Annotated in this window: 17 protein-coding genes and 1 riboswitch; of the genes, 11 read left to right on the forward strand and 6 right to left on the reverse strand. The window is 68.4% G+C overall.

Annotated elements, in window-relative coordinates; all coding sequences use genetic code 11:
• Nucleotides 1–4 precede the first annotated feature (4 nt).
• Complete coding sequence (gene metX, locus VGU65_RS12050) at nucleotides 5–1,021, reverse strand: homoserine O-succinyltransferase MetX (protein ID WP_327476022.1); 1,017 nt, start codon at nucleotides 1,019–1,021, stop codon at nucleotides 5–7.
• 78 nt (nucleotides 1,022–1,099) lie between these two features.
• A riboswitch (SAM riboswitch) is annotated at nucleotides 1,100–1,216 on the reverse strand.
• Nucleotides 1,217–1,507: 291 nt separating this feature from the next.
• On the opposite strand from metX, the gene VGU65_RS12055 reads away from it, so the two are divergent.
• Nucleotides 1,508–2,212, forward strand: coding sequence for a 2OG-Fe dioxygenase family protein (locus VGU65_RS12055; RefSeq protein WP_327476024.1), 705 nt, complete (start codon nucleotides 1,508–1,510; stop codon nucleotides 2,210–2,212).
• Nucleotides 2,213–2,255: 43 nt separating this feature from the next.
• Here VGU65_RS12055 and VGU65_RS12060 read toward each other — a convergent pair whose 3' ends face one another.
• Nucleotides 2,256–3,047, reverse strand: coding sequence for a hypothetical protein (locus tag VGU65_RS12060; RefSeq protein WP_327476026.1), 792 nt, complete (start codon nucleotides 3,045–3,047; stop codon nucleotides 2,256–2,258).
• A gap of 186 nt (nucleotides 3,048–3,233) precedes the next feature.
• On the opposite strand from VGU65_RS12060, the gene VGU65_RS12065 reads away from it, so the two are divergent.
• Entirely contained in the window at nucleotides 3,234–3,902 is a 669-nt protein-coding gene (locus VGU65_RS12065; protein WP_327476028.1) for a M24 family metallopeptidase, read from the forward strand.
• Between the two features lie 235 nt (nucleotides 3,903–4,137).
• Nucleotides 4,138–7,032, forward strand: a complete 2,895-nt coding sequence (locus tag VGU65_RS12070; RefSeq protein ID WP_414655817.1) for a TonB-dependent receptor — start codon at nucleotides 4,138–4,140, stop codon at nucleotides 7,030–7,032.
• Nucleotides 7,033–7,273: 241 nt separating this feature from the next.
• Here VGU65_RS12070 and VGU65_RS12075 read toward each other — a convergent pair whose 3' ends face one another.
• A complete protein-coding gene (locus VGU65_RS12075; RefSeq protein WP_327476032.1) occupies nucleotides 7,274–7,711 on the reverse strand; it encodes a hypothetical protein in 438 nt (145 codons plus the stop codon).
• 172 nt (nucleotides 7,712–7,883) lie between these two features.
• On the opposite strand from VGU65_RS12075, the gene VGU65_RS12080 reads away from it, so the two are divergent.
• The gene (locus VGU65_RS12080) at nucleotides 7,884–9,485 is read left to right on the forward strand and encodes a peptide chain release factor 3 (protein ID WP_327476034.1); all 1,602 of its coding nucleotides are present in this window, start codon (nucleotides 7,884–7,886) and stop codon (nucleotides 9,483–9,485) included.
• An 82-nt stretch (nucleotides 9,486–9,567) separates the two neighbouring features.
• Nucleotides 9,568–10,479, forward strand: coding sequence for a CPBP family intramembrane glutamic endopeptidase (locus tag VGU65_RS12085; RefSeq protein ID WP_327476036.1), 912 nt, complete (start codon nucleotides 9,568–9,570; stop codon nucleotides 10,477–10,479).
• Nucleotides 10,480–10,735: 256 nt separating this feature from the next.
• On the opposite strand, the gene VGU65_RS12090 is transcribed toward VGU65_RS12085, so the two are convergent.
• Complete coding sequence (locus tag VGU65_RS12090) at nucleotides 10,736–13,216, reverse strand: acyl-CoA dehydrogenase (protein ID WP_327476038.1); 2,481 nt, start codon at nucleotides 13,214–13,216, stop codon at nucleotides 10,736–10,738.
• A gap of 1 nt (nucleotide 13,217) precedes the next feature.
• Nucleotides 13,218–14,084 carry an alpha/beta fold hydrolase gene (locus VGU65_RS12095; protein ID WP_327476040.1) on the reverse strand — a complete coding sequence of 289 codons (867 nt, stop codon included), beginning with the start codon at nucleotides 14,082–14,084 and terminating at the stop codon, nucleotides 13,218–13,220.
• A 116-nt stretch (nucleotides 14,085–14,200) separates the two neighbouring features.
• Between VGU65_RS12095 and VGU65_RS12100 the strand changes: the two genes are divergently transcribed.
• From VGU65_RS12100 to VGU65_RS12120, 5 genes are all read left to right on the forward strand, one after another.
• Nucleotides 14,201–14,779, forward strand: a complete 579-nt coding sequence (locus tag VGU65_RS12100) for a TetR/AcrR family transcriptional regulator (RefSeq protein ID WP_327476041.1) — start codon at nucleotides 14,201–14,203, stop codon at nucleotides 14,777–14,779.
• A gap of 128 nt (nucleotides 14,780–14,907) precedes the next feature.
• Complete coding sequence (locus VGU65_RS12105) at nucleotides 14,908–16,683, forward strand: phosphoenolpyruvate carboxykinase (GTP) (protein ID WP_327476042.1); 1,776 nt, start codon at nucleotides 14,908–14,910, stop codon at nucleotides 16,681–16,683.
• Between the two features lie 263 nt (nucleotides 16,684–16,946).
• Nucleotides 16,947–17,501, forward strand: coding sequence for an RNA polymerase sigma factor (locus VGU65_RS12110; RefSeq protein WP_327476043.1), 555 nt, complete (start codon nucleotides 16,947–16,949; stop codon nucleotides 17,499–17,501).
• Complete coding sequence (locus VGU65_RS12115) at nucleotides 17,498–17,920, forward strand: hypothetical protein (protein ID WP_327476045.1); 423 nt, start codon at nucleotides 17,498–17,500, stop codon at nucleotides 17,918–17,920. The genes VGU65_RS12110 and VGU65_RS12115 overlap by 4 nt, the downstream gene beginning before the upstream one ends.
• 19 nt (nucleotides 17,921–17,939) lie before the next feature.
• Nucleotides 17,940–18,848 carry a DUF4097 family beta strand repeat-containing protein gene (locus tag VGU65_RS12120; protein ID WP_327476047.1) on the forward strand — a complete coding sequence of 303 codons (909 nt, stop codon included), beginning with the start codon at nucleotides 17,940–17,942 and terminating at the stop codon, nucleotides 18,846–18,848.
• A 71-nt stretch (nucleotides 18,849–18,919) separates the two neighbouring features.
• On the opposite strand, the gene VGU65_RS12125 is transcribed toward VGU65_RS12120, so the two are convergent.
• Nucleotides 18,920–19,819 (reverse strand): hypothetical protein, encoded by a 900-nt coding sequence (locus tag VGU65_RS12125; protein ID WP_327476049.1) that lies wholly within the window; start codon nucleotides 19,817–19,819, stop codon nucleotides 18,920–18,922.
• Nucleotides 19,820–20,074: 255 nt separating this feature from the next.
• Between VGU65_RS12125 and VGU65_RS12130 the strand changes: the two genes are divergently transcribed.
• The gene (locus tag VGU65_RS12130) at nucleotides 20,075–22,966 is read left to right on the forward strand and encodes a bifunctional diguanylate cyclase/phosphodiesterase (RefSeq protein WP_327476051.1); all 2,892 of its coding nucleotides are present in this window, start codon (nucleotides 20,075–20,077) and stop codon (nucleotides 22,964–22,966) included.
• Nucleotides 22,967–22,979: the final 13 nt, after the last annotated feature.

Consider the following 22,979-nt stretch of genomic DNA (forward strand, 5'->3'; position numbering starts at 1 on the left):
GTGTTCAGGCCAGCGCGGCGCGCAGCAGCGGCGCGAGCCGGTGGGTTTCCTTCAGGAAGCCGTCGTGCCCGTAGGGCGACTGCAGGACTTCCAGCGTGGCGGGGCCGTGCAGGCGCCGCTGCAGCTCGCACAGATCCGCCAGCGGCACCAGCAGGTCCGAGGCGAAGCCGATCAGCGTGGCCGGCGTGGGGATGGATTCGGGCGTGACGTCGTGCAGGTCGATCGATTCGGACAGCGCCAGGAAGCGCCCGGCGTCGAAGCGCTCGACGAAGCGGCGGCCCTGGTGCTCGAGGTAGTCCTCGACCGGCAGGCGGAAGCGGCCCTCGCGGAATTCCGGCGCGCCTGCGAAGCGGCGCGCGAACTCCTCGCGGCCGCGATAGGTGGTCACCGCCAGTTGCCGCGCCAAAGCGAGCGCCTCGTCGGCCTGCCCGCTGGCCAGCCCGAGGCGCACGATGCCGCGCTGCACGCTGCGCTGGGCGGATGCCAGCGGGTGCGGGCGATGCGCACCGGCCAGCAACACCAGCCGCTCCAGCGCCCACGGGTGCCGCGCCGCGAAGGCCAGCGCGACCATCGCGCCATACGACGCGCCCACGAAGGCCTGCGCGCGATGGATGCCCAACGCCTCCAGCAGCGCCGCGAGCACATCGGCCTGGTCCTCGCTGGAGATCGTCTCCACGCCCAGCTCGGCCGGCGCAAGCCAGTCGATCGACAGCACGCGGCACTGCTCCAGGTCGATCGCGGCGCCGGCATCGACCAGCGCCTGCCACCAGCCCGGCGAGGCGGCGCCGTCGGAGGCGGTGACGTCGCGGCCGGCGGAGATGCCGCCTTGCACGATCACCGTCGGCGCATCGGCCGCCCCGCACCACAGGTAGCGCACGTCGACCGTGCGCGGACCGTGGCCGTACTTGGGCGAAAGCGACAGCCGGCGCGAACTGCGCTGGGCGGTGAGGCCTCCCATGCGGGCATCCACGCGCGGTGGAAGGGCGGACGATGCAGACAGGGGCAGCGGCTGGGCGGACATGCGGTTCTCCGTGGCATCGCCCGCAGGAACCGGAAAGGTCGCCATCCCTCGCCGGCGGCAAGCCGCGGCGACGAATCACGCCCATCTCTCGGCAGCGCTCGTGCGCCCCGCAGGATTTGGCACCGTCGCGGGAACGCTCTCCCGCAGGTTGCCCCGGCATCAAAGGGCCTATCCCTCCGCCGGTCTCGATGAGTTGGGCGGATTCTGGGCTCGACATATCTATATGTCAATAGACGTTTAGACGTCTGGATGTCTTTTTTCAATTTGTCTAGGGCCGCACCATCTTCCTAGGATAGGTCTAGGGTGAGGGGCGGCTCTTGCCGCAGGCCTGCTACGGAGCGACATAAGGCACGCCGTAGTGGCAAGTTTCCCCGCCAGCCCCGGCCCCTCGCCCAGCCCTCTCCCCCGGCCTTTATCAAGGATGGGGGAGAGGGCTCAAGATCGCGCAGGCGTATGCTGTGAGCCCCCTTTCGCCCGCCCCGATCCATGACCACCGCACTCGCTACGCTGCACGACCAGCTCCGCCAGGACGGCTTCGCCTTCGTGGCTGCCGATGCCATGCGCGATCTGCTCGACGCCGCCTCTCTGCCAGACTGGCCGGCCTTCACCGCCAGCTGGGACGCCCTGGCGCCGGACGCCTACCTCGCCACGATCGGCCGCCACCGTCGCCGCCGCCATGCAGTGTTCTCTGCCGACGCGCAGGGTGTCCGCCGCGAGGTGCACCGGCCGCACTACCAGAGCAAGACCTACAACGCGCTGCAAGGCGACATCGAACGCTGGTTCGAGCCCATCGCGGCCGATGGGCCGAGCCTGCGCCGCATACTCGACTTCTGCCATGGCTTCTTCGGCGGGCTCGCGCCGCAGGTCGATCGTTGGCACGTGGAGGCGCACCAGTTCCGCATCGAGGCCCGCGCCGGCGAGGCCGGCGAGCCGACGCCGGAGGGTGTGCACCGCGACGGCGTCGACTTCGTGCTGGTGCTGCTGATCGACCGCAGCAACATCGAGCGCGGCACCACGACCATCCATGCCGCCGACGGCGAGTTGCTCGGCAGCTTCACCCTGACCCACCCGTTCGACGCGGCCCTGGTGGACGATGCAAGGGTGTTGCACGGCGTCACGCCGGTCACTCCGCTGGACCCGACCCGGCCGGCGCACCGTGATGTTCTGGTGGTCACCTTCCGCGCAGCCTGAGCACGCGCAGGCGCGCCGGAACGCGCCGCGCCCGCCCTGGCCATCACTGCTTGACGGCGACGAACGACGTGTGGGTGCCGCGCAGTCGGTTGTCGATGGCTACATCCATCGTCTTGCCGTCGGGATGGACGCTCATCCGGGCAACGCTGACCGGCTTGCCGTCGCGCTTGTCCGTCTCGACGAAGGTGCGCGCATCGGATCGGGTCACGCTGACGCTGGTGACGCCGGGATCGCCGTGGAAGGGCGCGTCGGTGCCATCGAGCCTGGCGGTGTAGGACTGCCCGGTCGGGCTGTGCATGGTCAGGCTGCCACCCTCCTCCTTGAAGGTCATGCTGAGCGCGTTGTCCGAGATGCGCCGGTAGCTGGCGGTACGCCATGAGCCGGACAGGGCATGGGAGCCGGCCGGGCCCTTGGCGGTGCGCGCCAGGGTGCCTTCGCCGGTCACCGGCGGCCCCTGGCTGTCGCTGCTGTCGCTGAACTCGAAGGTCGCGGTCTTGCCGTCGGGCGCCACCGTGGTGGTCGTCGTGGCAACGACCCTGCCGTTCTTCTTGTCCGTTTCCTTGACCGTGTGGTCGTCCACCACGGTCACCGCCACGGTATCGAAATAGGGATGGCCGGCGACCATGTGGTCGGCGCCGTCGGCCTTGACCTCGTACGGTGGCGCGCAGGTGCCGCAGCGGAACATGTCGTCCTTGAGCACGAGTACGTCCGATTTGGCGGGCAGCTTCACCTGGTTCATGTCGATCTTCCAGGTGCCGTCGATCGGGCTTTGCGCCATCGCCAAAGCGGGCACCAGCAGGCCCGCCAGCACGCCAGCCAGCATTGAGGTTTTCATGGCCGATACTCCCGGGGTTGGTTGTGCCGGGATGGCTTGCTCCTGCCGTATCCAGGCAAGCCAGCGCCGGCCTGCGCACGCTACCCCCGGATTTGCTAACGGCCGATCAAGCAGGGGTGACGCCAGGCGACCGGCACGCCGCGGCCGGCCCTGCCATGATGCCCCTCCCGTCAACCGAGGTCGCCCATGAGTCTTCGAGAAGCCGTCGGCAGCCGCTTCGACCCCATACGCATGCAGTACGCGCGCACGCAAAGCTGGGCCGCGCTGGAGCGCATCCGCGAGCGCATGCGACCGGGCCTCGACGAAAAGGAGGCCAGGGCCCAGGCGCTGCAGGTGTTAGGGGAACTGGGCATGGAGCGGCTGTGGCATCCGGTGATCATCCGCATCGGCGCCAACACCCTCAAAACCTACCGCGAGCGTTCGGACCCTACCGTCCGCCTGGGCGAGGACGACATCTATTTCATCGACCTGGGCCTGGTGTTCGACGGGCACGAGGGCGACGTGGGCGATACCTTCGCCACCGGTGCCTCGACGGAGCGCCGGGCGTGTGCGCAAGCCGCGCGCACGCTGTTCGGCGAAGTCGCGCAGGCATGGGGAAACGAGGGCCTGGGCGGCCGCGCGCTGTACGACTTCGCCGCCGATCGCGCGCAGGCCATGGGCTGGCGGTTCAACCACGCGATCAAGGGGCATCGCCTGGGCGACTATCCGCACGCGGTGCACAAGGGCGGCGACCTGGGCACGCTGGACGGGACGCCCTCGGCGGGCCTGTGGGTGCTGGAGATCCAGATCGCGCACCCGACCGAGCCGTTCGGCGCGTTCTATGAGGACTTGCTGACAGGTCCGGCCGCGGCCTGACGGTCGCGCGCGCGTAGCGTGCACCTTTCCCGCACCCTGCGCCTCCCCCGCGACGCCTGCGGAAGCCCACGCATTTAGCGTGCAGTATCCCGGCCCGATCTATGCTTGCCCGCGATGCGGACAGCGTTCGGCCGTGCCGGCCGAAGGGGGACTGTCCGTGCCCGGGTGCGGGGAGCACCCTTCGAAAAATAGGGAACGAAACATGGACTCAAGCCCGTCGTCGCACGCACGTCCTGTGCGCCACCTTCCTGTGCGCCATCCGCTGGCCGCCGCCTGCATCGCCACGTTGTTGGCTTTCGGCGCCCAGCAAGCCCTGGCGCAGGACCAGGCCGGCCCGCCGCCGGGCAACGCGCCTTCGCAGGCCCAAGCCGCCGGCCCTGCGAAAGGCCTGGATGCGCAGGCCAAGCGCAAGCCGCAGGGCGACGTGAGCAACCTGAGCACCGTAGTGGTCACCGGCATCCAGGGCAGCATCGAAAGCTCGATCAAGGCCAAGCAGAACGCCGACGACATCATCGAGGCCATCTCCGCCGAGGACATCGGCAAGCTGCCCGATGCGAGCATCGCCGAGAGCCTCGCGCGCGTTTCGGGCCTGGCCACCCAGCGCGTGGACGGCCGCGCCAACATGATCTCCATCCGCGGCCTCTCGCCGGACTTCGCCGGCACCACGCTGAACGGCCGCGAGCAGGCGACCATCGGCGAGAACCGCGGCGTGGAGTACGACCAATACCCCTCCGAACTGATCAGCGGCGCGGCGATCTATAAGACGCCCGACGCCAGCCTGATCGGCCAGGGCCTGTCCGGCACCGTCGACCTGCACACGATCCGCCCGCTGGACCTGTCCCGTTCCGTGCTGACGATGAACCTGCGCGGCGAAGTCAACAGCAACGACAAGCTCACCCCGGGCAGCGGCGTGGGCGACACCGGCCATCGCCTGAGCTTCTCCTGGATCGACCAGTTCCTCGACCACACGCTCGGCGTGGCGGTGGGCTTCGCCCAGCTCGACTCGCCCATCCAGGAGAAGCAGTACCAGGCCTGGTGGTGGAGCGTGGACAACGGCCCGGGCAGCATTGAGACCCCGCCTCCGGATGGCTGGGGCGGTTCGCACACGCCAGGCATGCCCGACGGGGTGATCTCGCAGGAAGGCATGCAACTGCGCGCGCAGTCGCAGCGCCAGCTGCGCAACGGCCTGATGGCGGTGATCGAGTGGGCGCCCGGCGAGCACTACCACTCCACGCTGGACATGTACTACTCCACCTTCGGCAACAAGAAGTTCACCAACGGCGCGCAGTGGTCGAGCAGCCCCTACGACAACGTCAGCTATTCGAACGTGGGCATCACGCCGGCCCAGCCCTATCCGATCGTCACCTCCGGCACCGTCGCGGGCATCGCGCCGATCCTGCAGAACGAGTACACCAAGGAGCACGACAACCTCTTCTCCGCCGGCTGGAACAACCAGTACGACTTCGGCAACGGCTGGGCGGCCAGCGCCGACCTTTCCTACTCCAGCGCGAAGAAGAAGCTGCACGACGCCTACCTGTTCGCCGGGCTGCCCGGCGGCGCGTTCACCTCGGCGGACTTCGTCACCAAGGTCGATGGCGGCTACCCCTGGTTCGTGCCCGGGGTGAACCTGGCCGACCCGGGCGCGCTGGTCTTCACCGACCCTGACAACTACGGCTACGACGGGCGCGAGGAGTTCGACCGCCAGAAGGACACCATCAAGGCCGTGCGCCTGGAGGTGACCCACCCGCTGGGCTGGATCTTCAGCGACATGGCGCTGGGCGTGGATTACTCCGACCGTGTCAAGACCAAGCAGGCCGACGTGTACTTCGCCTGGCTGAACGGCAATGGCTCGGACTCGGCCACCTACGACCACCACTTCGGCGCGCCGATCGGTTTCGTGGACGGCACCACCTCGCTCGGCTACGGCGGCATCCCCGGCATCGTCTACTACGACGTGCTCGGCGCGCTGCGCAACCAGTACTACACCACCGCGCGCAATGGCCTGGCCGACTACAACCGCAACTACACGGTCCAGGAGAAGGTGCCGCTGGCGTATGCCAAGTTCAACATCGACACCACGCTGGGCTCGGTGCCGCTGCGTGGCAACATGGGCGTGCAGTTCGTGCGCACCGACCAGTCCTCCAGCGCGCTGCAGACCAACGGCGACACGCTGGTCGGGCGCATCTCCGACGGCGCCAAGTACAACGAGGTGCTGCCCAGCCTGAACCTGGTGGCCCAGCTCACCGACCGCCAGTACCTGCGCTTCGGGCTGGCCAAGACGATGGCGCGCGGGCGCATCGACGACGAGAAGGTGGCCACGTCCGCCAGCGTCGCGCAGGTCAAGGAAGGCCCGGGTGCCGGCCAGGTGCTGTGGTCGGGCAGCGGCGGCAACCCGCAGCTGCGGCCCTACGTGGCGGTGGGAACGGACCTGTCCTACGAGTTCTACTTCGGCAAGTCCAGCTATCTGGCCGCGGCGGTGTTCAACAAGAACCTGCTCAACTACATCTACACGCAGACCACGCTGGACTACGACTTCTCGCACTACACCAACGACAACCCCACGCTCACGCCGACTAGCACCACCGGCTCGTTCACCCGGCCCGAGAACGGCACGGGCGGCCGCATGGAGGGCCTGGAGCTGTCCGGCGCGCTGGAAGGCGGCCTGATCACGCCGGCGCTCACCGGCTTCGGCGTGCAGGCCAACTTCTCCCTGACCAACAGCTCGATCCCGCAGGGCTCGATCTCGGCCATCCCGGGCGGCCCCAAGACCCTGCCGGGCCTCTCGCGCAAGGTGGCGAACCTGACGCTGTACTACGAGAACCACGGCTTCTCCGTGCGCGTGGCCGAACGCTACCGCTCGTCCTTCACCGGCGAGGCGGTCGCACTGTTCGACCAGCTCGGCTATACCAAGGTGCAGGCCAACAAGCAGACCGACCTGCAGCTGGGCTACGACTTCGGCGAGGGCCGCTGGCAGGGCCTGTCGCTGCTGCTGCAGGTCAACAACCTCACCGACACGCCCGACCAGACCCAGCAGATCTCGGGCCTGCCCAACAACGTGCAGGTGGCGCGGCCGCTGGAATACGACACGTTCGGGCGGACGGTGATGTTCGGCGTCAACTACAAGCTGTAACACCGACCTCGGCTATAACACCGACCTCGGCCCTCTCCCCTAAGGGGAGAGGGTTGGGTTAGGGCCGGGCTCGCGGGGAAGTTGCTTTTTGTCGCCACGGACAGCGCTACCGGGCGGGTTACCGGGCCGCTGCTGTCCTGCTCGGCGCGTTTTGCGGGGATCTGCTGACGCGTGAGCGCCCGCCGGCCACGCAAGGCCCCCGCCACGGCAAGGGCCCGCGACCGACGCGCCGCTCCCGCTGCTACTTCAGCACGAGCTCGCGAATCAGCTGGCTACCGATCAGCTCGCGCATGGACCCGCGATCCATCATCGCCTTGTCCTGCGCCTCCAGCGAACCCATCACCTTCGCGCGCACGGCATCGGCTTCATCGGTGCGGTCGAGCGCGGCCATGTTGGGATAGGTCACGGTGAGGATCAGGTCGGCGTCCGCCGGCGACCTCGGGCGCGACTGGTAGACCGAATACTCGGTGATCAGGCCGGCTTTCCTGGCGGCCTCCATCGAGGCCTTGTACGGCCCGTCGAGATATTTCATGTAGTTGTTGAACTGCCCCGGCTTGATCTTGACGAAGTTGACCTCGCGTACCGCTCCCTCCCGGTACGGCTTGGTGTCTTGGGCGAACGTCGAGCCGGTCATCGCGAACAGCACCAGAGTTGCGAACAGCATGGCGACACGTTTCATAACCCACCTCCTTGATGGGGCGCGCGGATGCGGCGCGTCGCGACGCTACTCCCGCGCGCTGTTCCGCCTGTGTGAAAGCCGTGTGGCTGCAGGCCCCGCAGGCCCATGCCGCCCGGCTGCCCGCGCGATCCCGGCTACAATGGACGGTTCGAATCCCCGCCCGACTACCCACATGTCCGCGCACGCCCAAGAAACCCGCCGCCGCCGCACCTTCGCCATCGTCAGCCATCCCGACGCGGGCAAGACCACGCTGACCGAGAAGCTGCTGCTGTTCGGCGGCGCGATTCAGATGGCCGGCTCGGTGAAGGGCCGCAAGGCTGCGCGCCACGCCACCTCCGACTGGATGGCGCTGGAGAAGGAGCGCGGCATCTCGGTCACCTCCTCGGTGATGCAGTTCCCGTACGAGGGCAAGATCGTCAACCTGCTCGACACCCCGGGCCACGCGGACTTCTCCGAAGACACCTACCGCGTGCTCACCGCAGTGGACTCGGCGCTGATGGTGATCGACTGTGCCAAGGGCGTAGAGGAGCGCACGATCAAGCTGATGGAGGTGTGCCGCCTGCGCGACACGCCGATCATGACCTTCATCAACAAGCTCGACCGCGAGGGCCGCTCGCCGATCGAGCTCCTGGACGAGGTGGAATCGGTGCTCGGCATCGCCTGCACGCCGGTGACCTGGCCGATCGGCATGGGCAAGCGCCTGAAGGGCGTGTACCACCTGCTGCTGGACGAGGTGCACGTGTTCGAGCAGGGCCGCAACTTCACCCGCCAGGACTCGACCATCTTCAAGGGCCTGGACGCGCCGGGGCTGGAAGCCGCGGTCGGCGCGGACATGCTCGCCGAGCTGCGCGACGAACTGGAACTGGTGCAGGGCGCCTCCAACCCGTTCAACCTGGACGACTACCTCGCCGGCAAGCTCACACCCGTGTTCTTCGGCTCGGCGGTCAACAACTTCGGCGTGCAGCTGCTGCTGGACTTCTTCGTCGAACACGCGCCCGGCCCGCGCGCGCGCGCCACGCTGGGCCGCGAAATCCAGCCGGAAGAGGACAAGCTCACCGGCTTCGTGTTCAAGATCCAGGCCAACATGGATCCCGCCCACCGCGACCGCGTGGCCTTCATGCGCGTGTGTTCGGGCACCTATTCGGCCGGCATGAAAATGATCCAGACGCGCACCGGCAAGGAGGTGCGCATCGCCAATGCGCTCACCTTCATGGCGTCCGACCGCGAGATCGTCGAAAGCGCCTTTCCGGGCGACGTGATCGGCCTGCACAACCACGGCACCATCTCCATCGGCGACACCTTCACCGAAGGGGAGAGCGTGCACTTCACCGGCATCCCCAACTTCGCGCCGGAACTGTTCCGCCGCGCGCGGCTGCGCGATCCGCTGAAGATGAAGGCGCTGCAGAAAGGCCTGGCGCAGCTTTCCGAGGAAGGCGCCACGCAGTTCTTCCGCCCGCTGATGAGCAACGACCTGATCCTGGGCGCGGTCGGCGTGCTGCAGTTCGACGTGGTCGCCTACCGCCTGAAGGACGAGTACGGCGTGGACGCCTCGTTCGATCCGGTGGGCGTGGCCACCGCGCGCTGGGTGCATTGCGAGGACGCCAAGAAGCTGGAGGAATTCCGCGAGAAGAACGCGATGAACCTCGGCATCGACGCCGCCGGCGAGCTGGTCTATCTCGCCCCTTCGCGGGTCAACCTGCAACTGGCGCAGGAGCGCTGGCCGCAGGTGCGCTTCTCGGCCACGCGCGAGCACGCGGCGGCGGTGGAAGTGTGACCTCCGGCAGGGCATGACGGATGGCAGGCGGTAACGGCCGCCCAGAACGGGAGACTGCGCGCTCCCCATCACGGAGGCTCCCATGATCGTTCCCGGCCAACAGGTCGCTTTCGCCACACCCGCGGGTACGCCCGGCTGGAAACGCTGGCTGGTGTTTTCGCCGCTCGCGCGGCTGCTGATTTTCGTGGCCCTGTTCATCCCGTGCGTGAAGCTGGTGACGATCGCCATGCATGCGCTGGGCTGGACACACGGCGGCACGCCGCTACAGGTGGGCCTGGGCCAGATGATCGGCCGCATCGTGCCGGCGCTGGTGGCCTACCTGGTGCTGGTCTGCCTGGTCGAGCGACGCAAACCGACCGAACTGCTGTCGCGCAACGCCCCGTCGCGCGCCCTGCTCGGCCTCGCGGCGGGCACGCTGCTGTTCAGCACCGTGGTCGGCGTGCTGTGGCTGCTCGGCGTCTACCACGTCACCGGCTTCAATCCGCACGCCAACTGGCTGACCGCGCTGCTGATGGTGGGGATCGGTGCCGGCATCGGCGAGGAGATCATGTTCCGCGGCGCGCTGTTCCGCCTCGTGGAGGAAGGCCTGGGCAGCTGGGCGGCGCTGCTGGTCTCGGCGCTGTTCTTCGGTTTCGCCCATGCAGGCAATCCAGGCGCCACCCTCTGGAGTTCGGCGGCGATCGCGATCGAGGCCGGCCTGCTGTTCGGCCTGCTCTACATCGTCACCCGCTCGCTGCCGGTCTGCATGGGCCTGCACGCGGCCTGGAACTTCTGCCAGGGCACGGTCTACGGCATCCCGGTCTCCGGTCTGAAGGCCGATGGCTGGCTGGTTTCCACCCGCAGCGGCCCGGACTGGCTGAGTGGCGGCGTGTTCGGCGCGGAAGCCTCGGTCGTGGCGCTGGCGCTGTGCCTGACCGTCTCGGCCGTGCTGCTGTGGGTCGCCGTGCGGCGCGGGCTGATCGTGCCGCCTGTCCGGTGGCGCACCCGCGACTGAAGCCCGTCGCGCTATCCATGCCATCGGCCGGCCGGCTCATCTGGCCCGGATCCGCCGACCGCGGCGCTCGCACGGACGAGGTGGAACTCGACCACCCGAAACACGCGAGACTCGCATGGTGGAAGCAACGGCACCGGAGCCCTCCCGCAAGACCGCTGCGTGCTGGCGGCCTAGGGCCTCGCCCGGCACCCGTCTATCGTGTACAGGCGGCGGCTTCCTCCTCTCCCCCTTCCGGGGAGAGGTCCCCGGGGCACGCTCAGGCGATGCGCTTCTGCGGTTGCGCCTCCTGTTTGCGATCCGCCCGCGTCACCTTCGCGCCGAGCTCGGCCGGATCGAAGTCGTCCACCGAGATGAATTCGAATACGCCATCGTGCACGCGCTTGAGCAGCGCGGCCTCGACTTCGGTGATGACGCCTTCGCGCACCGCCTCGGCCAGTTGGCCGTCGTAGTCGTGCGCCTTGAGCTGGCCGGCCTTGAACGCCTTGCCGAACTTGCGCTCGACCGGCTCGGCCGCAATGACGTCGGGCAGCAGCGCGTTCATGCGGCCGATCGTGTTGTTCGGCGTGGGCTTGAGGTAGACCCAGTCGACCAGCCGGTCGCGCGCCTCGCCCGGCGCGGTGAGGATCGCGGCCACGCGCCGGCCCAGTCGGTCCGACGGCGGCACTTCGCGGCGGCCGAACGGGAACACCAGCACGCGCAGCAGGAAACCGACCGGCTTGACCGGGAAATTCCGGATCGCGCCGTCCAGCGCCATCTGCGTGCGCCACATGCACTCGTGGAAGGCCCAGGCCAGCAGCGGACGGTCGGCCTCGGGACGGCCGGTGTCCTCGTAGCGCTTGAGCATGCTGCTGGCGATGTACAGGTAGGACAGCACGTCGCCCAGCCGCGCCGACAACTTCTCCTTGAACTTCAGCTTGCCGCCGAGCACGCCCATGAACACGTCGGCGCACAGCGCCAGCGCGGCCGAGTAGCGGTCGAGCTTGCGGTAGTAGCGCCGCGTATAGGCATCGCCCGCGCTCTGCCCGATCGAGGCGCCGGTGACGCCCAGCACGAAGCTGCGCACTGCGTTGGAGATGCCGAAACCGAGGTGGCCGAACAGCAGCCGGTCGAAGGTGCGCAGCTTCTCGCCGTAGTCGGCGATCGACAGCGCCTGCATCTCCTTGAGCACGTACGGATGGCAGCGGATCGCGCCCTGGCCGAAGATCATCAGGCTGCGCGTCATGATGTTGGCGCCCTCGACCGTGATCGCGATCGGCACGCTTTCCCAGCCTCGCCCCGCGTAGTTCTTCGGGCCCAGTTGCACCGCCTTGCCGCCGTGCACGTCCATGGTGTCGCCGGCGACCTGGCGTGCCCATTCGGTAGCGTGGTACTTGGCGATCGCCGAGGTCACCGCGGGTTTCTCGCCGCGGTCGACGGCGGCGGCGGTGGCGCGCGACAGCGCCGCGGTGGCGTAGGTCAGGCCGCCGATGCGCGCGAGCGCTTCCTCCACGCCCTCGAAGCGGGCGATCGCCAGCCCGAACTGCTTGCGCATCCGCGCATAGGCGCCAGTGGCGGCCGCCGAGGCGCGCATCCCGCCGGTGGCGTTGGAAGGCAGCGAGATCGCGCGGCCGACCGAAAGCACCTCCACCAGCATGCGCCAGCCCTGCCCGGCCATGTGCGGACCGCCGATGATGGTGGTCAGCGGCGCGAACACGTCCTTGCCGTGCACCGGGCCGTTCTGGAACGGGATGTTGAGCGGATAGTGCCGCCGGCCGATTTCCAGCCCCGGCGTGGAGCGCGGCAGCAACGCCAGGGTGATGCCCAGGTCTTCCTTGTCGCCCAGCAGGTGCTCGGGGTCGTACATGCGAAAGGCCAGGCCGATCACCGTGGCGATCGGCGCCAGCGTGATGTAACGCTTGTCGAAGGTGAGCCGGATGCCCAATGTCTCGACGCCGTCGACCATCTGCTTGCAGACGATGCCGTAATCGGGAATGGAGGTGGCGTCGGAGCCCGCGTACGGGCCGGTCAGCGCGAAGCAGGGAATCTCCTCGCCCACCGCCAGGCGCGGCAGGTAGTGGTTCTTCTGTTCCTCCGATCCGTAGTGCAGGAGCAGTTCGGCCGGGCCGAGCGAATTGGGCACCGCGACGGTGGAGGACACTGTCGCCGAGGCGGTGGAAAGCTTCTGCAGCACGGCCGAGTGAGCCAGTGCGGAGAACTGCAGACCGCCGTATTGCTTGGGGATGATCATGCCGAAGAACTTGTTCTTCTTGATGAACTCCCAGACCTGCGGCGGCAGGTCGGCCAGTTCGTGGGTGATCTGCCAGTCGTCGATCATCGCGCAGAGCTCTTCCACCGGGCCGTCGAGGAAGGCCTGTTCCTCGGTGCTCAGCTCCGGCCTGGGCTGGGAAAGCAGCACCCTCCAGTCCGGCTTGCCGGAGAACAATTCGCCCTCGAAGCCGACCGTGCCGGCCTCCAGCGCAGTCTGCTCGGTGGCCGAGAGCGTGGGCGTGGCGCGGGCGAACAGCTTGAGCAGCGGTGCGCTGATCCGGCGACGGCGGAAGGTCGGCAACAGCAGCGGCACGGCGACCAGGAGCTCGATAGCCAGCAGCACGGTCGTGGTTACCGGCGCGTGGGCCAGCAGGCCGACCACGAGCGTGGCCGCCAGCGTAGCGATCGCCCAGGTGCGCAGGCTGCTGCGGTGGTAGGCGCAGGCGCCGGTCGCGACGACCGCAGCCAGCAAGGTCAGGAACACGGACATTTCAATGCACCTCTTGCGGAATGGCCGGCCGGCACGTGGCGCCGCCCGGGAAAACAGCTTGGATGAAGGCGGCGATCTGACGCGTAAAGGCGTCGTTCGCATCGCCGGCGAGCATGTGGGTGGCGCCGGCCACTTCGACGTGGCGGGCGTGCGGCACCAGTTTCAGGAACTCGCCGACCGTGTCACGCGAGACCACGTCGCTGCGTTCGCCCGACAGCAGCAGGACCGGCACATCCACGCGCGCCGCGGCGGCCAGCAGGCGCGGCTGGTAGCGTTCGCTCTCGCGCACCACGCCTTCGAGCAGAGCCGGATCCCAATGCCAGCGCAGGCGGCCGTCCGCGCCCTCCCGCAGCAGCGGGCGCAGTTGATCCTCGCGCTTGCGCTCGCGCCGCTGCGGCAGGTAGGCGGCGACCCGTTCGGCGGCCTCGGCGTAGCCGGCGAAACCGTCCGGATGGGCCTGCATGAAGGCGAGGATGCGCTCCACCCCGGCAGCCTCCCAACGCGGCGTGATGTCCACCAGCACCAGCGCGCGGAACGGCGCGGGGCGGATCTCTCCGGCCAGCACCAGACCGAGCAGACCGCCCATCGAGGCACCGACCAGAACCGGCGCCTGCGACTGGGCCTGCGCCAGTGCCAGCAGGTCGCCGGCGAACTGGTCCATGTGATAGTCGCCGCCGGGCAGCCGACCGCTCTGGCCGTGTCCACGACTGTCGAAGCTCACGCAGCGGCAGCCGAGCGCCGCGAGGGCGTCGGCCGCGCCGTTCCAGGCGCCGCGGGTCTGGCCGAAACCGTGCGCGAACAGCAGCGTCGGGGCACCGTCGCCGCGGATGTCGACCGCCAGCGGCAGGCCGTCGTGGCTGGTCACCATGGATGTACGGACAGTTACCATACGCATGAGTATTGAGTGCTCGCCCGATGGCCGTCAACCGCCGGACGCCGTCCACCGCCTGTCGCCCGCCCTCGCCTAAGCGCTACCATGCGCCAATGAATGCCAGCAGCAAGCCCGAACGCACGCGCCTGTCCGCCGAGAACTGGGAAGACGCCGCCCTCGATGTGATCGCCGAACAGGGCGTGGGTGCGCTGGCGGTAGAGGCGCTGGCTCGCCGGCTCGGCGTGACCAAGGGCAGCTTCTACTGGCATTTCCGCACCCGCGAGGCGCTATTGCAGGCGGCGCTGGAACGCTGGGAGCACTACGGCGAGCGCGAAGTGATCGCGCAGATCGAGGCCATCGCCGACCCGCGCGAGCGCCTGCCGGAACTGTTCCGCCGCGTCGCGCACGAGCTGCAGCCGCACCGCGTCTACGCCGCCCTGCTCAAGGCACTGGACCACCCGCTGGTGGTGCCGGTGATGGCGCGCGTATCGCAGCGGCGCACCGAGTTTCTCGCCACCGCCTTCCGCGAGGCAGGCCTGCCGCCCGCGCAGGCGCTCAACCGCGCCCGGCTCACCTACGCCGCCTACGTCGGCTTCCTGCAGCTCAACTTCACGCTGGGCCTGCCACGCATCAGCCACGAGGACTTCGACGCCTACGTGGAACACATGATCGCGACATTGATTCCTGCCTGATAACCCTTTCGGAGAGGGCGGGTTGCGCACGCCTGCGCGCGTCTTTTGCTGCACCGAACCTTGCAATACCAGTGCACGCAAACTAGCGTTCCGGAACCCTTTTTTCCTAAGACCTTGAAGAGGACATCATGGCCAGCAAGCTGGAAGCGCTCGAGCGCTGGGTGAACGAGGTGGCGGCGCGCACGCGACCGGCGAGGATCCACTGGTGCGACGGCTCGCAGACCGAATACCAGCAACTGGTCCAGGAGATGCTGGCCGACGGCACCCTGATCGAGCTCAACCAGCAGACCCACCCGGGCTGCTACCTGCACCGCTCCAACCCGTCCGACGTGGCGCGCGTGGAGCACCTGACCTTCGTCTGCCACAGGAACCGGGACGACGCCGGCCCGAACAACCACTGGATGGATCCGGCCGAGGCGCACGCCAAAATCGACGCGCTGTTCGACGGCTGCATGGAAGGCCGCACCATGTACGTCATCCCGTACTGCATGGGCCCGATCGACTCGCCGCTTTCGCGCTGCGGGGTGGAGGTCACCGACAGCCCCTATGTGGTCGCCAACATGCGCATCATGACGCGCATGGGAAAGGCGGCGCAGGAGCGCATCGAGCGGGAAGGGGCGTTCGTGAAGGGCTTGCATTCGACCGGCGAGCTCGACCCCGAACGCCGCTTCATCATGCACTTCCCGGAGGAGCGCACGATCAAGTCCTACGGCTCCGGCTACGGCGGCAACGCGCTGCTCGGCAAGAAGTGCCATGCCCTGCGCATCGCCTCCAACCAAGCCCGGGACGAAGGCTGGCTGGCCGAGCACATGCTGATCGTCGGCCTGGAGAACCCCAATGGCGAAACGCACTACATCGCCGCCGCCTTCCCCTCGGCCTGCGGCAAGACCAACCTGGCGATGCTGATTCCGCCGGAGGGCTATCGCAAGGACGGCTGGAAGGTCTGGACCGTTGGCGACGACATCTGCTGGATGCGCCCGGGCGCGGACGGCCGCCTGTATGCGATCAATCCGGAGGCAGGCTTCTTCGGCGTCGCGCCGGGGACCAGCACCGCGACCAACTCCAATGCGCTGAAGTCGATATCGCGCGACACCATCTTCACCAACGTCGCAGTCACCGCCGACAACCAGCCCTGGTGGGAAGGCCTGCCCGGCACGCCTGTCACCGACTGGCAGGGTCGTCCGTACGACCCGGCCAACGGCCCGGCGGCGCACCCGAACTCGCGCTTCACCGTGAGCGCCAGGCAGTGCCCGACCTGGTCGGAAAAGGCCGAGGACGCACAGGGCGTACCGATCAGCGCGATCGTCTTCGGCGGCCGCCGTCCCTCGCTGCTGCCGCTGGTGATGGAAGCGCGCGACTGGGCGCACGGCGTGCTGATGGGCGCTGCAATGGGTTCGGAAACCACCGCCGCCGCCACCGGCGCGGTCGGCGTGCTGCGCCGCGACTCGATGGCGATGAAGCCGTTCTGCGGCTATCACTACGGCGACTACTTCGCGCACTGGCTGTCGTTCGACCAGCCGGGCATGAAGTTGCCGAAGATCTTCCACGTCAACTGGTTCCGCAAGGGCAAGGACGGCAAGTTCCTGTGGCCCGGCTTCGGCGAGAACCTGCGCGTGCTGGAGTGGATGATCGACCGCGTCCAGGAAAAGGCGCGCGGCGTCGAAACGCCGATCGGCATCGTGCCGGCCGAGGGCGAGCTCAAGCTCGAGGGCGTGAACCTGTCGCGGGAGGCCGCCGCCGAGTTGCTGGACATCGACACGGCCGGCTGGCAGGCCGAGCTCGGCGCCATCGGCGAATACCTGGACAGCTTCGGTCCTCGCCTGCCGGTGCGTCTGCGCCAGGAGCAGCAGCGCGTGGCCAGCGGCCTGTCTGCCGATACCGCGCCCCGCGCCGCCACCGCCTGAGTCGGAGCGCTCAAGCCCCTCTCTCCCGAGAGAGGGGCCGGGTATCGCCGCTGCGCCCCGCCGCCGGCGGGCAAGCCAACACCAACCTCACTTTTCCCCCTCGAGGGGAGGAAGGGGACTTCGCGTAGGGATGGGCAAGGCCCCTGGCGACCGTCGATCGTCCCTTCTCCGGGCGAGAGGCGGGGCCGCGGTTAAACGCTGGGCCAACTTCACGCATCCAAGCTGGCAAGATGGACACCGCCTGCCTCGCCACCGGAAGCCCGATGCCGCCACCGCCCGTAGCGTGGTCCGCCGACGCCGATGATGCGCGCGCTGCGGCCCAGGGTGACCGTCAGGCATTCCAGCGGCTCTACCGACAGCATGTCGACCGCATCTACGGCGCGGTGTACCGGCTGGCCGGATACGACCACGCGCGTGCCGAGGACCTTACCCAGGACGCCTTCGTGCGCGCCTGGCAGAAGCTCGCCGAGTTTCGCCACGAGAGCGCCTTCGGCACCTGGCTGTATCGGCTGGCGGTGAACGTGGCGCTGATGGACATCCGCTCGCGCAGTGCCCAGCCGGTCGGCTTCGTCGGCGAGGACGATCTGCCCGATCCCGGCGAGGTGCCCTTCTGCGCCGCCGAACGCGAGGAGCTCGAGCGCGCCATCGCCAAGTTGCCGCCCCGCGCGCGGGCGGTGCTCGTGCTGCACGACGTGGAAGGCTGGCGCCACGAGGAAATCGCCAGCGAACTGGACATGGCCGTCGGTACCTCGAAGGCACAGCTGCATCGCGCACGCGCGCTGCTGCGCCGGATGCTCGGACCCGGAGAACGCTCATGAACGAATTCGAATGGCGTCGCCAGTTGCGCGAACTGCGTGCGCCCGTCACGCCTTCGGCGGATCTGTGGACGCGTATCGACGCCGCGCTGGAGCCGGCCCAGCCCGCGGCCCGATCCAGCGCGCGCCCGGGCTGGCTGCTTGCCGCCAGTTTCGCCGGCCTGAGTCTGCTCGCAGTAGGACTCTCCCTGCGCCAGGACAGGTTGCCCGCTCCTTCGCAAAACTCCATTGCGGCCACGCAGGCGCCATGGAAACCGGGCGATCCGCGCCTCGCCGGTGCGGCCGTCGTGCTCGATGCGGCCAATCTGGAACTGAAGCAGGCGATCGAGCAGGCCCCCCATTCACCGGCGCTGCAGCGGCTCTTGTCGCGCACCCGGCAACAGCAATCGCGGCTGCGCCAGCTCGACCAGCAGGCAGGCTGAGACACATCCAGGAGTCATCATGAAAACCGCGCGCTATCTTCCCCTGCTGCTCGCCCTTTGCATCGGCCAGGCGCTTGCCGACACGCCCATCAACCTGCGCCACGCCGCCTCGCCGGATGCGCGCGTCAGCGTAAGCAACGTCAAGGGCCAGGTCACCATCGTCGCCTGGGATCGCAATGAAGTCCAAGTCGGCGGCACGCTCGGCAATGGCGCGGCGCCGCTGGTCATCGAGGGCGACAACGGCGACCTGGAAATCAAGGTCAAGCCGCAGGGCGGTTCGCACGGTTGGTTCAACTGGAACGGCGACAACGCGATGGGCCCAACCAGCCTCGAGCTCCACGTACCCAAAGGCGCCAGGCTGGACGTCAACGTGGTCAGCGCGCCCCTGGGCATCGACGGCATGGATGGCGGCGAGATCTCGGTCAACTCGGTCAGCGGCCGGGTGCGTGTCGATGCCCGCACGCCGATGCTCACCGTCGACACCGTGAGCGGCACGGTGCAGCAGTCCGGCCACGCCGAACGCGCTCACCTGCAGACGGTCAGCGGCGACATCCTCGCGCCTGCGCTGGGCGGCAACGCCGACCTGCAAACCGTTTCGGGAAGGATCCAGGCTTCCGGCGGGCCCTGGCAGAAGTTCAACCTGAGCACCGTGTCCGGCGACGTGCAGGTCAGTGGCGCCGTTGCCGACCGCGGCAGCCTCGACATCGACAGCATGAGCGGCGACGTGCAGATCCAGGTGCCTTCGAACCTGTCGGCAGCGATCCAGGCCAGCAGCTTCAGCGGAGACTTGCGAAGTGATTTCGGCAAGGTCAGCAAGCACGAACATGGCCCCGGCAGCGAACTCAACGCAGAGATCGCCGGCGCCCGCGGCCGAATCCACGTGGAGACCTTCAGCGGGGACCTGCGCATCCGCCGAAAGGCCGATTGACCGCACCGAATCGGCATCAACAAAAAAAGGCCGTCGCTTGCGACGGCCTTTTTCTTGGAACGAGCAGAGTCCTACAGATCCTGGTGGTACTGCACGTACGGCGTGCGCGACTGGTCGGGCTCCGGACCCGACGGTGTCGGCACCGAGGAGCCGGATGACCAAAGGTTCTGCGCGCCGATGCTCAACTCGCCCTGCCAGGGCAGGCGCAGGGTGACGCCCAGATCGATGCTGCTCCAGCGCTTGTCGCCATAGAAGCCACCGGGCAAGGCCGGTTGCATGGTGCGGCCGATCAGGGTGCCGCTCAGCGGGCCATGGTCGACGCCGAAGCTCAGCGCCTTCTGGTCGAGGGTGTTGATGCCCAGCACGTTGCCGGGCAGCAGGCGGATGCGGCCCACGCTGGCGCCCAGGTCGATGCCGCTCTGTCCGCCCACGGCCACGCGCCCGCGAGCGTTGAGCTGGGCGCTGCTGTCGAAATCCGGCAAGCCGTTGACGCCAGGCGTGGCGCCCGGCAATACGCGCGGCAGGCGCTGGTCGGGCGTCGAGTCCGCGCCCACGCTCAGGCCCACGCTATAGCGGCCGAGGTTGTAGGTGGCGCCGATCTCGCTGCCGATCACCCGCGGGCCGCGCGAGACCCAGTTGTGCTCGCTCACGCCGGCGTGGATCTGCAGGTTCGGATCCAGGCCGTACTGCAAGGTGCTGGACATCACGCTGCCAGCGTCAACCGCCTGGAAGGCAAGCGGCGCATCGCCCTGCTGACCCGGCACGGACGGCTGTGCGTCGGCCTTCAACATCAGCATGCGACCGTCATGGCCGCGCCACAGCGGCACCACCACGCCCTGGCCGAAGTCGGCCATCTGGTCAGGCGTCTGGCGCAGCAGCTGCTGTGCCAGCGCGTGCGTGTCGCCGTCCAGCGACTGCCCTGCCGCGGCGAGCGGCACGAGCAAGGTCAGCAGTGGCAGCAGGCGGCGCATGATCGTGAGTCTGGTCTTTCGGTGACTGGGGGAATTCGATGGAGGAGAGTATAGCCCGCTTTACGTTTACCTAACACCCCACGGCCCCCTGGCGGTCGCCGAAATGGTGAACCCAGCCACATATCCCCGGGTATGGACCGTGGCGTGAAACTGGGGTTCCGTCCAAATGAAAATCAAGGCAAACCCGGCTCCGCCAGGACCGCGTCGCAGGATATAGTCGCGCTACGGCCCGCCACGGAAACCGAGAACCGCAAAATGAGCCCGGTGCCACCCTCCCGCGAGCCCCTGCCGTTCCCGGCCGACCGGGAAGCGCTGCACCGGGCCGTGGAACGGCTGTTCGGCGCACCGGACGCTGCCGGCGTGGCCGCCGTGTGCGAAACCCTGCTCTCGGACTGGCATGTCCGTGCCCGCCTGGGCTGGCGACTGCTGGGCGGGGACGAAGCGCCGACGTCCAGCGGACGGATAGAGCTGGCCGAGGATCCGCAAGGCCTGCGCGTGCTGGTGTTGGAGCCGGAAGTGCCGCTGGCGCAGCCGCTGCGAGAGCGGCTGTCCTGGTTCGGCCGCCTGGCCACCACCCGGCTGCGGCAGCAGGCCGAGACGGCCCGCCTGTACGAGGCGATCTCCCGCCTGGCGCTTGCCGAGCGCCTGCAGCGCGCGCTGTTCGCGATCGCCGAGCAGGCGGGCACCGAGCGCAACATGACCCATATGATGCGTTCGCTGCACGCCATCGTCGGCAGCCTGATGTACGCCGAAAACTTCTACGTCGTGCTGTACGACGAAGCCACCGACAGCGTGCGCTTCCCCTACTACGCCGACGCCGCCGACCGCGATCCGCCCTCGCCCGAGCGCAGCGCTCCGCTGGCCGAGCTGGAACACAGCCTGACCTGGAACCTGCTCAAGGGCGGCCGCGCCATGATGGGCTCGATCGAGGAGCTCAACCGCACCGTCGGCAACCGGCTCGTGCGGATCGGCCCGGATTGCGAGCACTGGCTCGGCGTGCCATTGCTGCGCGAAGGCAAGGTGGTCGGCGGCATCGTGATCCAGAGCTACCGCGCCGACACCCAGTACACGCCGCAGGACCGCGAACTGCTCAGCTACGTCGCCCAGCACGTGCAGACCGCGCTGGAAAAGCGCCAGGCCCAGGCCGAGCTCGAACGCCGTGTCGCCGACCGCACCGCCGCCCTGCGCGAGGCCAACCGCGTGTTGCGCCAGCAGGTGCTGCAACGCCAGCGTGGCGAGCGGCTGCAGGCGGCGCTGTTCCGCATCGCCGAACTGGCCAGCACCTCGGAAGGACTGGACACCTTCTATGCAGCGGTGCACCGGGTCATCGGCGGCCTGATCTACGCGCGCAACTTCTACATCGCATTGCTGGACGAAGAGAGCGGCCAGCTGACCTTCCCCTACTCGATCGACGAGGTCGACAACGTGCCAGCCCCGCGCCTGCATGGCCGCGGCGCGACCGAGTACGTGCTGCGCCACGGCAAGCCGCTGCTGGCCGATTCGGGCGAGCTGGAGCGGCTGACCGCGCTGGGGGAGATCGAGCGCCAGGGCGCCCATTCGCTGTGCTGGCTGGGCGTGCCGCTGGTCTGGGGCGAGAAGGTGATGGGCGCGCTGGCGGTCCAGAGCTACACCCCCGAGCACACCTACAACGAACGCGACCAGGAGCTGCTCACCTTCGTCAGCTACCACATCGCCAACGCGCTGCAACGCAAGCACACCACCGAATCGCTCAAGCAGGCCTACGCCGGCCTGGAGCGGCGCGTCACCGAGCGCACCCGCGCGCTGGCGTTGGCCAACCGCGACCTGCGCGAGCAGATCGCCGAGCGTGAGCGCGTGGAGCGCCGCCTCAAATACGAAACCCTGCACGATTCGCTGACCGGCCTGCCCAACCGCACCCTGCTGCTGCAGCGCATGGAGCAGGCGCTGGAACGCTATCGATCCGAGCCCGAGGCCGGGTTTGCGGTGCTTTTCATCGATTTGGATCGCTTCAAGGTCATCAACGACTCCGTCGGCCATCTGGTCGGCGACGATCTGCTGTTCCAGGTAGGCGGACGCATCCGCGCCTGCCTGAAGACCCGTGATGTGGTTGCCCGGCTGGGTGGCGACGAATTCGCCGTGTTGCTCGAGGGCATCAGCGACCCGGCCACTGCGGTGGTCGTCGCCGAGCGCGTCATCAGCGAGCTGCAGACCCCTTTCCGGCTCGGCGCCAAGGAGATCTTCACCTCGGCCTCCATCGGCGTGGCCCTGCCCGGCCCGCATTACCAGAAGCCGGAAGAACTGCTGCGCGATGCCGACGCCGCGATGTACCGCGCCAAGGACGAAGGCCGCCATCGCGCCGCGGTGTTCGACGACCGCCTGCGCCGCGAGGCGCTGTCCCTGCTGGAGCTCGAAAGCGACCTGCGCCGTGGCCTGGCGCGCAACGAGTTCGTGCCTTTCTACCAGCCCATCGTCGCGCTGGAGGATGGCCGCGTGGTCGGCTACGAGGCGTTGCTGCGCTGGCACCATCCCGACCGTGGCTTGCTCGCCCCGGGCGAGTTCCTGGTGATCGCCGAGGAGGCCGGCTGCGCCGAAAGCATCGACTGGCAGATCTTCGAGCAGGTCTGCGTGCAGGCGCCCCGCCTGCTGGGCAAGGATGGCTTCGTCAGCATCAACGTCTCCGGCCGCCACTTCCGGGTGCCTGACCTGGACGCCCGCCTGCTCGCCCTGCTGGCCGAGCACGGCCTGCCGCCGCGGCAAGTGCGCATCGAGGTGACCGAGCGCGCGCTGCTGGACAACCCCGCGCAGGTCAAGCGCATCCTGGAAAACATGCGCAGCCGCGGCGTACGGGTCGCGCTGGACGACTTCGGCACCGGCTACTCCTCGCTGAGCTACCTGCACCAGTATCCGTTCGAGACGCTCAAGATCGACCGCTCGTTCATCACCGAGTTGCCGCGCGAGGGCGAAAGCCAGGGCCTGGCCGTGGTGCGGGCGATCCAGGTGCTGGCCGATTCGCTGAACATGCTGGTGATCGCCGAAGGCATCGAGGACGAGTACCAGCGCCAGGCCCTGATGCGCGTCGGCTGCCGCTTTGGCCAGGGCTTCCTGTTCGCCCGCCCGCAGCCGATCGGCATATGGCTCCCGGCCGATCCGACGCCGGCCGTGGCCTAGTCGCCGGCTCGTT

This window comes from Frateuria sp., assembly GCF_035943815.1.
Lineage (GTDB): Bacteria > Pseudomonadota > Gammaproteobacteria > Xanthomonadales > Rhodanobacteraceae > Frateuria_A.

Bases quoted from the DNA above. Each gene is read 5' to 3' on its own strand.
- VGU65_RS12130 (WP_327476051.1), top strand. From the start codon at position 20,075: ATGAGCCCGGTGCCACCCTCCCGCGAGCCCCTGCCGTTCCCGGCCGAC.
- VGU65_RS12100 (WP_327476041.1), top strand. From the start codon at position 14,201: ATGAATGCCAGCAGCAAGCCCGAACGCACGCGCCTGTCCGCCGAGAAC.
- VGU65_RS12080 (WP_327476034.1), top strand. From the start codon at position 7,884: ATGTCCGCGCACGCCCAAGAAACCCGCCGCCGCCGCACCTTCGCCATC.
- VGU65_RS12065 (WP_327476028.1), top strand. From the start codon at position 3,234: ATGAGTCTTCGAGAAGCCGTCGGCAGCCGCTTCGACCCCATACGCATG.
- VGU65_RS12110 (WP_327476043.1), top strand. From the start codon at position 16,947: ATGCCGCCACCGCCCGTAGCGTGGTCCGCCGACGCCGATGATGCGCGC.
- VGU65_RS12055 (WP_327476024.1), top strand. From the start codon at position 1,508: ATGACCACCGCACTCGCTACGCTGCACGACCAGCTCCGCCAGGACGGC.
- VGU65_RS12075 (WP_327476032.1), bottom strand. From the start codon at position 7,711: ATGAAACGTGTCGCCATGCTGTTCGCAACTCTGGTGCTGTTCGCGATG.
- VGU65_RS12120 (WP_327476047.1), top strand. From the start codon at position 17,940: ATGAAAACCGCGCGCTATCTTCCCCTGCTGCTCGCCCTTTGCATCGGC.
- VGU65_RS12095 (WP_327476040.1), bottom strand. From the start codon at position 14,084: ATGGTGACCAGCCACGACGGCCTGCCGCTGGCGGTCGACATCCGCGGC.
- VGU65_RS12085 (WP_327476036.1), top strand. From the start codon at position 9,568: ATGATCGTTCCCGGCCAACAGGTCGCTTTCGCCACACCCGCGGGTACG.
- metX (WP_327476022.1), bottom strand. From the start codon at position 1,021: ATGTCCGCCCAGCCGCTGCCCCTGTCTGCATCGTCCGCCCTTCCACCG.
- VGU65_RS12060 (WP_327476026.1), bottom strand. From the start codon at position 3,047: ATGAAAACCTCAATGCTGGCTGGCGTGCTGGCGGGCCTGCTGGTGCCC.
- VGU65_RS12105 (WP_327476042.1), top strand. From the start codon at position 14,908: ATGGCCAGCAAGCTGGAAGCGCTCGAGCGCTGGGTGAACGAGGTGGCG.
- VGU65_RS12115 (WP_327476045.1), top strand. From the start codon at position 17,498: ATGAACGAATTCGAATGGCGTCGCCAGTTGCGCGAACTGCGTGCGCCC.
- VGU65_RS12090 (WP_327476038.1), bottom strand. From the start codon at position 13,216: ATGTCCGTGTTCCTGACCTTGCTGGCTGCGGTCGTCGCGACCGGCGCC.
- VGU65_RS12125 (WP_327476049.1), bottom strand. From the start codon at position 19,819: ATGCGCCGCCTGCTGCCACTGCTGACCTTGCTCGTGCCGCTCGCCGCG.